The sequence below is a fragment of the Bradyrhizobium sp. genome (assembly GCF_016219575.1).
GTDB lineage: Bacteria > Pseudomonadota > Alphaproteobacteria > Rhizobiales > Xanthobacteraceae > Bradyrhizobium.
In genome coordinates this window covers 153,199-166,235 of record NZ_JACRMG010000040.1, presented here as the reverse complement: position 1 = coordinate 166,235, position 13,037 = coordinate 153,199, and the positions used below count along the sequence as shown (strand labels likewise).

Genomic DNA, 13,037 nt, shown 5'->3' with positions numbered 1-13,037 from the left:
GAGAGATGAATTTGAAGCGAAACGTCCTTGCCGGGATATTGCTGATGCTGGCAGGCGTGTCCGCGGAAGCGCAGAACTTTCCCTCCCGGCCCGTCACTTTGGTCGTGCCGTTTGCGGCTGGCGGCACATCCGACGTGATCGCGCGCACGGTCGCCGAACAAATGACGATCGCGCTCGGCCAGCCCGTGGTGATCGAGAATGTCGGCGGCGCCGGCGGGTCGATCGCGCTGGCGCGTGTCGCCCGCGCGGAAGCCGACGGCTACACCATCACGCTCGGCAACGCCGGCACCAATGCGGCTGCCTACACCATCTATCCCAAGCTGAGCTTTGCGCCGGAATCGTTCGCGCCGATCGCCGTGGTGGCGAAGACTTTCGGCATCATCGCGCTGCGCAAGGATTTTCCGGCGAAGAACCTGCAGGAGTTCATCGCCTGGGCCAAAGCCAATCCCGGCAAGGTCAATCTCGGCCATGCCGGCGTCGGCTCCTCGAATTTCCTGATCTGCAAGGCCTTTGCGCATGCTGCGGGCGTTGACGTGACGCTGGTCGGCTATCGCGGTGCGGCGCCCGCGCTGACGGATGCGATCGGCGGCCAGATCGACGGCGTCTGCGATGCTGCTGCCTCGGTCGCGCAGCCGATCAACGAGAAGCTGGTGAAGGGCCTCGTCGTCGGCGCAAATGTGCGGCTCGCCTCGCTGCCGGAGCTGCCGACGTCGGCGGAAGCGGGCTTGCCGGATTTCGAGGCGCAGGGCTGGAACGGCCTGTTCGCACCCAAGGGCACGCCGGCCGATATCATCGCGAAGCTCAATGCGGCGGCGAAGACGGCGGTCGAAAGCGAGCCGGTGAAGAAGCGCTTTGCCGATCTGTCGACCGTGGCGCCCGCCGCCGGCGAGCAGACGCCCGACGTGCTGCAACAACTCGTCACGCGCGACGTCGAGAAATTCCGGAAGCTGCTCGCCGATCCCGGGGATCAGAAGTAGCGTTCTACTCGCCGCGCAGCCGTCGCATCGCGACCCTGAACGCATCGCCCGGCACGGTCATCGCTGCCACACCAGCCATGACCAGCACGAGGCCGAGCGCGAGATTCGTCGGAACGGCTTCGCCGAGCAGCAGCACCGACAGGCCGACGCCGATCGGGATGCGCAGATATCCTTGCGCATTCGTCGTGAGCGTGCCGAGCCGCTGCAGGCACATGTAGAACAGCATCAGTCCGAGCGCGCTGGAGAATATCCCCATGGTGAAGGCCGCCGCCAGCGCTTCCGGCGTCGGCCGCAGGGTCCAGGGGTGATCGATGATCAGCGACAATGGCAACAGCACGCAGCCGCCGAACAGCAGCGAGCCCGCCGCCACCACCATCGGATCGTAGTCCGACAGCCGCAAGCCAAAGATCGTCGCGCAGGCAAAGGAGACGGTGGCGAGCAGGATCGCCATCTCCGCGACGATGTCGCTGGACAGGCCGCCGAGCGCATCGAGGCCGATGATCGCGGCGGTGCCGCCAAGCCCGAGGATCGCGCCAACGAGTTTGAGCAGCGTCGCCGGCTCGTGGCGGGTGATGCCCCAGGTGATCAGGAATGCGAAGATCGGCGTGGTCGAGGCCAGCACCACCGTGGTCGCTGCCGGCACGTATTGCTGCGCCCAGGTGATCATCAGGAACGGAATGGTCGAGTTGATGGTCTGCTGTTGCGCAAACAGCTTCCACGCCTTCGCATCCGTCAGCAGGCGCAGTCCGCGGAAGCGCAACACCGCGATGAGGAAGGCGGCTGCGATCAGCGAGCGCGCCGAGATGAAGGTGATCGGCGGGATCGACCCCAGTCCGATCTTGGTCAGCGGATAGGTGGAGCTCCAGCAGCATGCCAGCGCCAGCAACAGCACGTAGTCGCGCCAATGGTGTTGCCGCGGCTCGACGGGGGAAGGGGCGGGCTGCGGCGCAGGCGCCGCTTCGATCTCGCTGAGTGCTGTGCTCTTCGGCAACTTGTTCTTCCCGGCGCTCCCCAGCCTTTATGGACTTATCGACGGGGAGCACACAAGGCGGCAAGCTGCATGGCTATGCGCCGGCCGCGGGCGGCTTCTTCCACTTCACCCGCTTGATGGTGCCGGAGAAGGTGAACAGCTTGCGCTCGCCCGAACGCAGCGTGCCGCGCAGGAAGATCAGCGAGCCGCCGGCGCGCGTGACCTCGCCGTCGCATTCGATCAGCTCGCCCTCATGTGCCGCGTCGAGGAATTCGCAGGAAAAGCCCACGGTCACGCCTGGGCCCCGCAAATGCGCCGAGGCGATCGCGAACAGGCAGTAGTCGGCAAAGGCCATGTAGCAGCCGCCATGGACGTTGCGCTGGCCGTTGAGGTGCTTCTTCTCGACCCGGAAGACGCATTGCACCTTTCCGGTCTCGTCCATGCGGTGCCAGAACGGCCCGTTATGGGTCTCGAAGGCGTCCCGGGTCCAGGTGCGCCATCCCTTGAATTCGCCCTCGGTTTCGGTGTGTACGTCGGGGCGGAGGTTGAATGCGTTTTGGGGAAGCTCGTTCACGAAAATGGGCCTTCAATTCAGGATTTGGGCCCTTAAATCCGATCCTTGGCCAATAGGCAAACCGCGTTCCTGCGGCACCCCTCTGCAAAGCTCTGGACAGCGGGAAAATGCCCCCTAAAAGGCCTTTTCCAGCCCCTCCGGACTTCCTATTACGGGCCTCATGCAGACCAACGAACCCGAGATCACCCCCGAACTCGTCGCCAGCCACGGGCTCAAGCCCGACGAATATGAGCGCATCCTGAAGCTGATCGGGCGGGTCCCGAGCTTCACCGAGCTCGGCATCTTCTCGGCGATGTGGAACGAGCACTGCTCGTACAAGTCCTCGCGCATCCACCTGCGCGGGCTGCCCACCAAGGCGCCATGGGTGATCCAGGGTCCCGGCGAAAATGCCGGCGTCATCGACATCGGCGACGGCCAGGCGGTGGTCTTCAAGATGGAGAGCCACAACCACCCGAGCTACATCGAGCCCTATCAGGGCGCCACCACCGGCGTCGGCGGCATCCTGCGCGACGTCTTCACCATGGGCGCGCGGCCGATCGCCTGCCTCAATGCGCTCTCCTTTGGCGCGCCGGAGCATCCGAAGACGCGGCATCTGGTGTCCGGCGTCGTCGCCGGCGTCGGCGGCTACGGCAATTCCTTCGGCGTGCCGACGGTGGGCGGGCAGGTGCGTTTCCACACCCGCTATGACGGCAACATCCTGGTCAACGCGATGGCCGTCGGCCTCGCCGACGCCGACAAGATCTTCTATGCGGCCGCCTCCGGCGTGAACATGCCGATCGTCTATCTCGGTTCGAAAACCGGCCGCGACGGCATCCACGGCGCCTCGATGGCTTCGGCCGAGTTCGACGACGATTCCGAGGAGAAGCGCCCCACCGTGCAGGTCGGCGATCCCTTCGCCGAGAAGCTCTTGCTGGAAGCGTGCCTCGAGATCATGGCAGCCGATTGCGTGATCGCGATCCAGGACATGGGCGCGGCGGGACTGACCTGCTCGGCGGTCGAGATGGGCGCCAAGGGCGATCTCGGCGTCGACCTCATTCTGGATTCGGTGCCGACGCGCGAAACCGGCATGAGCGCCTACGAGATGATGCTCTCGGAAAGCCAGGAGCGCATGCTCATGGTGCTCAAGCCCGAGAAGGAAAAACAGGCCGAGGCAATCTTCAAGAAGTGGGGTCTCGATTTTGCCGTGGTCGGCTACACCACGCCGAGCAAGCGCTTCGTGGTCAAGCATGGCGGCGACGTGATGGCCGATCTGCCGATCAAGGAGCTCGGCGACGAGGCGCCGCTCTATGACCGGCCGCATGTCGCGTCGCCCGCATTGCCCGTCGTGCATGCGCGCGACGTGAAGACGCCGATGAGCATTGCGGCCGCGCTGGAAAAGCTGATCGCCACGCCGGAGCTGTGTTCGAAACGCTGGGTGTGGGAGCAGTACGACCACGTCATCCTCGGCAATACCGTGCAGCGGCCCGGCGGCGATGCCGCCGTCGTGCGGGTGCAGGACGGCCCGAAGGGCCTCGCCATGACCGTCGACGTGACGCCGCGCTATTGCGAGGCAGATCCCTATCAAGGCGGCATGCAGGCGGTTGCGGAGGCCTGGCGCAACATCACCGCGGTCGGCGGCAAGCCGCTCGCGATCACCGACAACCTCAATTTCGGCAATCCAGAGCGGCCCGAGATCATGGGCCAGTTCGTCGGCTGCCTGAAGGGCATTGGCGAGGCCTGCCGCGCGCTCGACTTCCCCGTCGTGTCCGGCAACGTGTCGCTCTACAACGAGACCAATGGCCGGGCGATCCTGCCGACGCCATCGATCGGCGGCGTGGGCGTCCTCGACGATTTCACTAAATCCGCGACGCTCGCCTTCAAGGCCGCAGGCGAGGCGATCCTGCTGATTGGCGACACCCATGGCTGGCTCGGCCAATCCGTGTACCTGCGCGACGTCTGCGGCCGCGAGGAGGGCGCTCCGCCCCCGGTCGATCTGTCGGCCGAGAAGCGTAACGGCGACGTCGTGCGCGGCATGATCCACGCGGGGACTGCCACGGCTGTGCACGACGTCTCTGATGGCGGGCTGCTGGTGGCGCTTGCCGAGATGGCGATGGCGAGCAACATCGGCGCGCAGCTCCTGGCCGCGCCGTCCTCGATCGTGCCGCATGCCTACTGGTTCGGCGAGGACCAGGCGCGTTACATCGTCACCGTGCCCGCGGCCGACGCTGGCCTCGTGCTGGCGAAGATGAAGGGCGCGGGCGTGCCGTGTGTACGCATCGGCACCACGGGCGGTGAGGCGATAGCGGTGGCGGGCGAGCCGCCGGTGTTGATCGCGTCGCTGATGAAGGCGTTCGAAAGCTGGCTGCCGAATTACATGAACGGCAAGGGTTAGTTCCGCCGTCATCGCGAGAATTGCTTCGCGGAGCCTGTCATCGGGCGCGCATTCGCGCGACCCGTTGGCTCGCAATGACGGCATAGAGACAGCGCGCCGTCACAACACCTTGCTCGCCCCCGGAATCTGCCGCAGCGCGCGGGTCAGCGCCCAGCTGAACGCGACCGTCAGCACGAAGACGATCGTCGCCTTGATGATGGCGTGCAGGCCGTAGTCATTCAGCCAGTAGACCAGCCACAGCGCGATCGGATAGTGCACCAGGAACATGCCGTAGGCGTCCGACTGCATCGGGTCGAGCAGCATGGCTGTGCCCGAATGCTTGAACCTTTGAAAAAACGCCAGGATCAGGAACATGATGGCGACGCTGAAGACGGTGAAGCAGATGGCATAGATCGCCTCATACCAGTCCGGCAGCGGCGACGGATTCCCCAGTATCTCGCGCTTGATGAAGATCAGCCCCCAGAGCAGGCAATACGGCACGATCGCGAGCACCATCCAGTCCCAGCTGACCCTTGCCATCCGGCCGTCCGCCGCGAGCAGGCCGCGATCCATGTTCGCAACGCCGATGCCGGCGCCGAAGAAGAAGTAGCTCGCATAGAGCATCACGCGGCCGTGCTGCACCGAGAACGGCCCGAATTCGAACCAGCTGCTCGGTCCGTAGTGAACCAGGCCGGGAACGTAGAACGCAGCGGTAACGGCGAGCATGACCGCGAAGAACACTGCGGGCCGGCGCCGGCCGTGCAGCGAGAGGCGATTGATGGGATCGAGCAGGTTGGGTGACAGCCGATACAGCAGACAAGCTACCAGGTCGAAGGCGAACAGGACCCAGAGAAACCAGATGGGTCCGCTCGGCCACGGGCCCTTCGTGACCATGTTCCAATAGTACTCCGCAAAGCCGATCTCGGGATGGTGCCGCAGCGAGATGGCGTAATAGGCGAGCGGAATGACCGTGAAAGCGCAGATCACGAACGGCAGGCCGAGCCGAAGCAGGCGGCCCGCCAGATAGCCGCGCGGTCCCTTGCGAGCGATGCCAGACCATGCAAACAGGCCGGACAGGAAGAAGAACATCGCCATGAAGAAGCTGTCGGTGGCCAGCACGACCATGTCGAAGCCGAAGAAGTATTTCGGATCGGAATGCCCAAAGTATGTGTAGGGGATCACGGCATGATGCAGCAGCACCACCAGCGTCAGAAAGGTGCGGGCACGATCGAGCGAAAGGTTGCGCGACTTGGCCCTCGGCGCGGCGTGCGCGTCGGCCACAACAGGTGAAACGGTAGTCATGGACCCCCGGGCAGGCTCTTTTGCCGGTCAAATCTCGCAGCGAGAACCGGTTTCAGCAAGACCTAACCAGGCAGGTACGCACCGGAATCAGTGACGTTTCAGCGAGCCGCCGTCATTGCGAGGAGCCAACGGGTCGCGCGAACGCGCGCCCGATGACAGGCTCCGCGACGAAGCAATCCATTTCTCTCACCCCACTTCCTCGACCTTCACTCTGTCCGGGTAGAACGCCAAGTATCCCGCAATCTCCGCCATCGCGGGATACGGGTCCTCGTAGGTCCAGATCGCGTTCTGCAGCGTCGTGCCGTTGGCCTTGATGGAAAAGTAGTTCGCGTCCCCCTTGTAGGGGCAGTGCGTCACCCGTTCGGTGCGCTCCAGCAGCGCCGTGTTGGCATCGGTGCGCGGCACATATTGCACGGCGGGATAGCGTGCCTCCTTCAGGGTCAGCGCATGGGTGGTGTCGGCGATGACCACGGAGCCGGCGGAGACGCGGACCCGCTTCGGATTGGGCGTGATCGTTATCGGATGGTCCGGACCGGGGAGTTTCATGGATTTTGTGCCTTTTTTGATCAGCCCGTCGTGATCGATGCGGGACAATTGGGCAGATTCCAAACCTTGGGCCGCCGCAATATAGTATCGGGATACGTGACCTAGAAGGCCGTCCGCGCTAGGTTCGGCCATCTCGGCCGCGCGATCCGGCCCTGATTCGAAACCCCCAAGGAGGTCTGCTGGAATGCCGATGGACGCCCACGATATCGAATCGATGATCAAGGCAGCGATTCCCGACGCCGAGGTGACGATCCGGGATCTGGCCGGCGATGGCGACCACTATGCGGCAACCGTGATCTCGGAATCTTTCCGCGGCAAGTCCCGTGTGCAACAGCACCAGATCGTCTACCAGTCGCTGAAGGGCCAGATGGGCGGCGTGCTGCACGCACTCGCCCTGCAAACCGGCGTGCCCGAGGGCTGAACGCCGGGACACGGGGGCAGGGCCATGACGGCGGACAATCCACGCGGCGCGATGTTCCGCGTGCTGGTGCCGGACCGGCACGCCCGCGTCACCAATGCCGAGCTGTTCTTCGATCTCGTCTTCGTCTTTGCCATCACGCAGCTGTCACATTCGCTGCTGCATCACCTGACGCCATTGGGCGCGCTGCAGGTCACGCTGCTGTTCCTCGCGGTGTGGTGGGTCTGGGTCTACACCACCTGGGTCACCAACTGGCTCGACCCCGAGCAGACCCCGGTTCGCATCCTGCTGTTCCTGTTGATGCTCGGCGGGCTTGTGCTGTCGACGTCGATCCCGAAGGCGTTCGAGGAGCGTGGCCCGTGGTTTGCGAGCGCCTATGCCGCCATGCAGGTCGGCCGCACGGCATTCTGGCTGTTGGTGACACCGAAGCACCGGACACCGGTTCGCCACAATGCGACCCGCATCCTGGCCTGGCTCTCCTTCTCCGCCCTGTTCTGGATTCTCGGCGGGCTCGCCGAGGGAGAGACCCGGCTCTATTTCTGGATCGTGGCGCTTGCCATCGAATACCTCTCGGCAGCGGTGAGGTTCTGGACGCCAGGGCTGGGATTTTCGTCGGTTGAGGCCTGGGCCGTCGAGGGCGGCCACATGGCGGAGCGCTGCTCCCTCTTCATCATCATTGCGCTCGGCGAAGGCATCGTCGTCCAGGGCGCGACCTTTGCCGAGCTGTCATGGACCCACGAGAACACTGCCGCGTTTCTCTCGTCGCTGACAGGCAGCATCGCGATCTGGTGGATTTATTTCCACAGGGGTGCGGAGGCCGGCGCCGAGATGATCACCAGGTCCGCCGAATCCGGGCGGGTGGCGCGTCTCGCCTACACCTATCTGCACATGCCGATCGTCGCCGGCATCATCCTTGCCGCCGTCGCCGACGAACTCGTGCTCAAGCATCCGGGCGGCCATGCCGACAGCACGACCGTGCTGGCCGCAGTCGGCGGCCCGCTGTTGTTCCTGGTCGGCACCATCCTGTTCAAGCACGCGATCCGCGGCTTCCTGCAACTGTCCCACGGCGCCGGCATCGTTGCGCTCGCAGCCGTCGGCTGGTTCGGCCGCGATTTGTCGCCGCTATGGCTGTCGATCGCCACCACCGCGATCATGATCATGGTCGCGGTCTGGGAAACGCTGTCGCTGCGCTCGAAGCCTTGAAGCGTTGTGCTATTTCTGGTCGACGACGCTCTTGAGCACGAGATCGGAAAGTCGCACCACAAGTGCACGGAGCCGTGCATTTTCCTCGAGCAGGGACACGACGTCGTGCTCCATGCCGGCATCCCAGTCGCTATCTTCGTCGTGATGAAATGAGGTTGGGTGCCGGGAATCCTGCCCGGCCGGTTGCGGATACGCGTTGCTCATAACTAACATCCCCTGGCACGAACTCACCCCAGCCAAGCCGCGGCGGGAACGTCGTCTGAGTCGGCGTCAAAATTTCGACGATAAAAGGGTATTCGCTGGCCGAAGCCATTCCGGACTCGACTCAAAAGTTCAGAAAGGTTTAATAAGTCTCTGTCACCTTCGGTAACGAAGAAGATGTCTTTAGGGCGCGGCGGCGCTGACATCTTCTCGCCACAACCCCGACCAGCGCGATAACCCTTAACCCCCACGGTATTCCGTGGCCGGGAATGCGCGCTGATGAAACAACACGAAGCAAAAGCGTTGATCCTCGAGGAATGGGACCGCTGGATCGCCAAACAGGCGGTCGATGCGGGCGGCCCGACGGGCAAGGATTCCCTGAAGTTCTTTTTCGAGCTGGAAGACAGCAAGTCGCCGCTGCTGGATTTCCAGTCGCGCGGCCACGACAAGTGGCGGATCATCCATGCCTGGCTGTTGAGCGCGGAGCGCGTCAACGACGTCTGGGTGCCCGCGCCGCGCATCGTGCCGTCGCGCCGGCCGAGGACCGCGCGAGACAGGCTGCGGGCGAAGACCTGAACTCAGGTGACGAGCAGGCCCGCGGCGAGCGCAAGCCCGCAGATATAGGTGAACAGCGCGCCGAAAAACCGCGCCGGGTTCGGCCGGTTGAGCGACGGTCCGAACAGCAGCGCGCCCGCCAGCGCAAAGCGCGCCACCGTCGCGAGCACGATGATGGCGACGATCCAGGTCGGTGCGGGCTTCGTCGCGTACCACAGAAACAGCACCGCAAAGAACGGCGCATATTCGGCGGTGTTGGCATGGGCCCGCACCGCACGATGCAGCGGGTCGACGGGGCTCGCGTCATGCCCGACACTGCGCCGGTTCTGCCGGCGCTGCATCGATACGTTGAGGCCGAGCCCGAACAGCAGCAGTCCGAGCAGCGCGGTGCAGACGATGGCGACGTTCATGGCTTCCCCAATTCCCGATGGCGGGGAAGCTAGCAAGACAAGGCGCGGTCTCGCAACCTATTCGGCGGAAGCGACCAGCGCGTGGACCGAGAACATGCGGCCCTCGTCGGTCCAGCTCTCCTTCACCTGCCAGCCCGAGGTCTGAGCCAGCGTCGTGAAGCGGTCGAGACTGTATTTGTAGCTGTTCTCGGTGTGGATGCTTTCGCCGGGGCGGAACGAGAAGTGGTGGCCGAGCACGCGCACGCGCTGCGCCTTGCGGCTGATCAGGTGCATCTCGATGCGATGGCGGTCGCGGTTGTAGACGGAGCGATGGATGAAACCCGAGAGGTCGAAATTGCCACCGAGCTCGCGGTTGATGCGTTCCAGCACATTGAGGTTGAAGCGCGCGGTGACGCCGGCGGCATCGTTATAGGCGTCGTAGAGCGTGCGTTCGTCCTTCTCCAGATCGACGCCGAGGATCAGCTGCGCGCCGCGCCCGAGGATCTTGCGCGCGCTGAGCAGGAAAGCCTCGGCTTCCTGCGGTTCGAAATTGCCGAGCGTCGATCCCGGGAAGAAGCCGACCTTCGGCATACCAGCGACGGCGGCCGGCAAGGCGAACGGCGCGGTGAAGTCGGCTGCGACCGGATGGACGTCGAGCGCAGGAAAATCCCGGCGCAGGCCGTCGGCCTGGGCGTTGAGAAAATCGCCGGAAATATCCACCGGCACGTAGGCCGCAAAGCGCGAACGCTCGAGCAGCAGCCGGACCTTGGTGGTGGCGCCGGCGCCGAACTCGACCAGTGCGGCGCCCTGCGGGATCAGGCCGGCGATCTCGCCGCCGCGCTCGCGCAGGATCGCAAGCTCGGTGCGGGTCGGATAATATTCCGGCAGCACCGTGATCTGCTCGAACAGCTCCGACCCCTTCGCATCGTAGAAATATTTCGGCGAGAGTTTCTTGGGGAATTTCGAGAGGTCGCCGATCACGTCGCCGGCGAATGCCGACATCGCGTCGTCGAAGCGGTGCGGTTCGGCCAAAGCGGGGGCATGTACGTTCATGATACTCTCCCGAACGCGCTTTCCGGCGCGCGATTGTGATGAAATCAGGCGTAATCGGCGAGGCGCAGCCCGGTGAATTGCCAGCGATGGTGCGGATAGAAGAAGTTGCGATAGGTGATACGGCTGTGGCCAGCGGGAGTTGCAAGCGATGAGCCGCGCAGCACCAGCTGGTTGACCATGAACTTGCCGTTGTATTCCCCGAGCGCGCCCTCGACCGCGCGGTAGCCGGGATAGGGCGAGTAGGAGCTGCGGGTCCATTGCCAGACGATGCCGAAGGCGTCGTTGAGGAGGCCGGCGCGTGCGGCGACTTCCCATTCCATCTCGGTCGGCAGGTGTTTGCCGGCCCACCGCGCGAAGGCATCGGCCTCGTAGTAGCTGACATGGCAGACGGGCGCGGCGGGATCGACCGGCCGCAGGCCGCCCAGCGTCATGATCTGCCATTCGCCGTCGGCCTTGCGCCAGTGGCCGGGCGCTTCCCAGCCCTCATTGCTGACGGTTGCAAAACCGTCCATCAGCCAGAGCGTCGCGGTCCGGTAGCCGCCGTCGGCAATGAAGGCGAGCCACTCGGCGTTGGTGACCAGGTTGCGTGCGAGCTTGACCGGGCCGACCAGCGCGCGGTGCGCCGGCTTCTCGTTGTCGAAATGAAAGCTGTCGTCGGCATGTCCGACGGTGTGAATGCCCTCGTTGAGGGCAGCCCAGTCCTCGCCGCCGCGGGTCGATGCCGGGAACGTCCAGGCCGGATCGTAAGCCGGCGGGATCGGGTTCTGCGCAAAGGCGTGCAGGATGTCCGTGTACATCAGCTCCTGATGCTGCTGCTCATGGTTGAGGCCGACTTCCACCAGCGGCGCCAGCGCCTTCAGCGTGGCTTCGTCTGCGCTCTGGAAGAATTTCACGACCGCTGCGTCGACATGCTTGCGATAGGTCGTGACCTCATCGGCGGTGGGGCGGGTGAGAAGGCCGCGCTGGGCGCGGGCGTGGCGGGGGCCGGCGCTGACGTAATAGGAATTGAAGAGATAGGCGTAGTCGGGATGGAAGGGCGCATAGCCCGCGCAGTGCGCGCCGAGCAGGAACTGCTCGAAGAACCAGGTGGTATGGGCGCGGTGCCATTTCGCCGGGCTCGCGTCAGTCATTGACTGGATCAGCTGGTCCTCGGGCGACAGCGGCGCCGCACGCCGCTCGGTCTCGTTGCGCACTGCCAGATAGCCATCCACCAGCCGCTGTCCGAGCGTCCCGGGATCGGAAAACAGTGACGGAGCGGAGGCGGAGAGGGGGGCCGCGGCGGAGGCTGTTTTCGTCACGATGGTCTCCAATCAGGGAGAGAACGTTACTCTGGCAGATGGGTTCCTGGAGGACAGTTCGTCCTAGATAGGGCATCCGTTTCGGGAAAAAAGCCTTATGGCGCTATGATATTGCTGCGGCCGGGCTATGGCAGCCTGTGGCAGCAGGGCTCCCGGCCCCGGCCCGCATGCCAGCTCCCCGCCATTTTACTTTGGACGAACAAGGGTTTGGGGTTACATATAGGCCAGTCGCCGGGTTAAATCGGCCGTATCGGTCCCGCCAAGGCAGCGCCGCAGGGGGCCTGCCCAGAAGGAAACCAAGATGAGCATCGAGCAATTTATCGACAACGAGGTGAAGGCCAACGACGTCGTGCTGTTCATGAAGGGCACGCCACAATTTCCGCAGTGCGGATTCTCCGGCCAAGTGGTGCAGATCCTCGATCACATCGGCGTCGGCTACAAGGGGCTGAACGTCCTGGAGTCGGCAGAACTGCGCGACGGCATCAAGACCTATTCGAACTGGCCGACCATCCCGCAGCTCTACGTCAAGGGCGAGTTCATCGGCGGCTGCGATATCGTGCGCGAGATGTTCCAGGCCGGCGAATTGCAGCAGCTGTTCGCCGACAAGGGCATCGCGGTCAACGCTGCGGCCTGAGGCCGGGACTTGGCTTCGCGCCTGATCGGCAAGGCGCGGCTGGAAGTCATCGTTGCCGACATCACAACACTTGGCGTTGACGCCATCGTCAACGCCGCCAACACGTCGCTCCTCGGTGGGGGCGGCGTCGATGGAGCAATCCATCGCGCGGCCGGCCCCGAACTCAAGGTGGAATGCGAGACCCTCCACGGTTGCGCAACCGGCGATGCGAAAATCACCAAAGGCTATCGGCTGAAGGCGCGCCACGTCATCCACGCGGTCGGGCCGGTTTGGAATGGCGGCAGCCGCGGCGAAGACGAACTGCTCGCATCCTGCTATCGCCGCGCGATTCAATTGTGTCGGGCTCATGACCTGGCCTCGCTGGCCTTTCCCGCCATTTCCACCGGCGTCTATCGCTTTCCCGCCGACCGCGCGGCACGCATTGCGGTTGCCGCCACCGTGAGCGCGCTGGAAGCCGCCCCCGCGGTAAACCGCGTCATTTTCTGCTGCTTCTCCCGCGACAGCGCGACGCTGCATGAAGAGGCGCTTGCCGCCTTCGGCAGCCCTTGCCCTGACTGACCTCTCCGC

15 protein-coding genes are annotated in these 13,037 nt (G+C 64.4%); 7 read left to right on the top strand and 8 right to left on the bottom strand.

Translation table 11 applies throughout. The features are described from left to right. Positions 1 to 44 precede the first annotated feature (44 nt). Positions 45 to 977 carry a tripartite tricarboxylate transporter substrate-binding protein gene (locus HZB49_RS29450; RefSeq protein ID WP_291617685.1) on the top strand — a complete coding sequence of 311 codons (933 nt, stop codon included), beginning with the start codon at positions 45 to 47 and terminating at the stop codon, positions 975 to 977. Between the two features lie 4 nt (positions 978 to 981). Here HZB49_RS29450 and HZB49_RS29445 read toward each other — a convergent pair whose 3' ends face one another. Continuing rightward, positions 982 to 1,941 carry an EamA family transporter gene (locus tag HZB49_RS29445; RefSeq protein ID WP_291617684.1) on the bottom strand — a complete coding sequence of 320 codons (960 nt, stop codon included), beginning with the start codon at positions 1,939 to 1,941 and terminating at the stop codon, positions 982 to 984. A gap of 100 nt (positions 1,942 to 2,041) precedes the next feature. Then, positions 2,042 to 2,521, bottom strand: a complete 480-nt coding sequence (locus tag HZB49_RS29440; RefSeq protein WP_291617656.1) for a PaaI family thioesterase — start codon at positions 2,519 to 2,521, stop codon at positions 2,042 to 2,044. Between the two features lie 160 nt (positions 2,522 to 2,681). Here HZB49_RS29440 and purL point away from each other — a divergent pair, with 160 nt between their 5' ends. Continuing rightward, a complete protein-coding gene (purL, locus tag HZB49_RS29435) occupies positions 2,682 to 4,892 on the top strand; it encodes a phosphoribosylformylglycinamidine synthase subunit PurL (RefSeq protein WP_291617655.1) in 2,211 nt (736 codons plus the stop codon). A gap of 99 nt (positions 4,893 to 4,991) precedes the next feature. Here purL and HZB49_RS29430 read toward each other — a convergent pair whose 3' ends face one another. Further along, positions 4,992 to 6,173: an acyltransferase gene (locus HZB49_RS29430; protein WP_291617654.1), complete on the bottom strand. Its 1,182-nt coding sequence runs from the start codon at positions 6,171 to 6,173 to the stop codon at positions 4,992 to 4,994. Positions 6,174 to 6,359: 186 nt separating this feature from the next. Continuing rightward, positions 6,360 to 6,719 carry a DUF427 domain-containing protein gene (locus tag HZB49_RS29425; protein WP_291617683.1) on the bottom strand — a complete coding sequence of 120 codons (360 nt, stop codon included), beginning with the start codon at positions 6,717 to 6,719 and terminating at the stop codon, positions 6,360 to 6,362. Positions 6,720 to 6,903: 184 nt separating this feature from the next. On the opposite strand from HZB49_RS29425, the gene HZB49_RS29420 reads away from it, so the two are divergent. Together HZB49_RS29420 and HZB49_RS29415 are read left to right on the top strand one after the other, a co-directional pair. Further along, the gene (locus HZB49_RS29420) at positions 6,904 to 7,140 is read left to right on the top strand and encodes a BolA family transcriptional regulator (protein WP_057838868.1); all 237 of its coding nucleotides are present in this window, start codon (positions 6,904 to 6,906) and stop codon (positions 7,138 to 7,140) included. 24 nt (positions 7,141 to 7,164) lie between these two features. Beyond that, the gene (locus HZB49_RS29415) at positions 7,165 to 8,340 is read left to right on the top strand and encodes a low temperature requirement protein A (RefSeq protein WP_291617653.1); all 1,176 of its coding nucleotides are present in this window, start codon (positions 7,165 to 7,167) and stop codon (positions 8,338 to 8,340) included. Positions 8,341 to 8,349: 9 nt separating this feature from the next. On the opposite strand, the gene HZB49_RS29410 is transcribed toward HZB49_RS29415, so the two are convergent. After that, positions 8,350 to 8,544 (bottom strand): hypothetical protein, encoded by a 195-nt coding sequence (locus HZB49_RS29410; protein ID WP_291617652.1) that lies wholly within the window; start codon positions 8,542 to 8,544, stop codon positions 8,350 to 8,352. Positions 8,545 to 8,820: 276 nt separating this feature from the next. Here HZB49_RS29410 and HZB49_RS29405 point away from each other — a divergent pair, with 276 nt between their 5' ends. After that, complete coding sequence (locus tag HZB49_RS29405) at positions 8,821 to 9,117, top strand: hypothetical protein (RefSeq protein ID WP_291617651.1); 297 nt, start codon at positions 8,821 to 8,823, stop codon at positions 9,115 to 9,117. Positions 9,118 to 9,119: 2 nt separating this feature from the next. On the opposite strand, the gene HZB49_RS29400 is transcribed toward HZB49_RS29405, so the two are convergent. Genes HZB49_RS29400 through egtB form a run of 3 tightly spaced genes read right to left on the bottom strand, consistent with a single transcriptional unit; the run spans position 9,120 to position 11,836 of the window. After that, positions 9,120 to 9,506, bottom strand: a complete 387-nt coding sequence (locus tag HZB49_RS29400) for an MAPEG family protein (RefSeq protein ID WP_291617650.1) — start codon at positions 9,504 to 9,506, stop codon at positions 9,120 to 9,122. A gap of 57 nt (positions 9,507 to 9,563) precedes the next feature. Further along, positions 9,564 to 10,538, bottom strand: coding sequence for an L-histidine N(alpha)-methyltransferase (gene egtD / locus HZB49_RS29395; protein WP_291617649.1), 975 nt, complete (start codon positions 10,536 to 10,538; stop codon positions 9,564 to 9,566). A gap of 44 nt (positions 10,539 to 10,582) precedes the next feature. Continuing rightward, on the bottom strand, positions 10,583 to 11,836 hold the full coding sequence (egtB, locus tag HZB49_RS29390; protein WP_291617648.1) for an ergothioneine biosynthesis protein EgtB: 1,254 nt from the start codon (positions 11,834 to 11,836) through the stop codon (positions 10,583 to 10,585). A gap of 301 nt (positions 11,837 to 12,137) precedes the next feature. Here egtB and grxD point away from each other — a divergent pair, with 301 nt between their 5' ends. Next, entirely contained in the window at positions 12,138 to 12,470 is a 333-nt protein-coding gene (gene grxD / locus HZB49_RS29385) for a Grx4 family monothiol glutaredoxin (protein WP_291617647.1), read from the top strand. 9 nt (positions 12,471 to 12,479) lie between these two features. Then, on the top strand, positions 12,480 to 13,028 hold the full coding sequence (locus HZB49_RS29380; protein ID WP_291617646.1) for an O-acetyl-ADP-ribose deacetylase: 549 nt from the start codon (positions 12,480 to 12,482) through the stop codon (positions 13,026 to 13,028). Positions 13,029 to 13,037 lie beyond the last annotated feature (9 nt).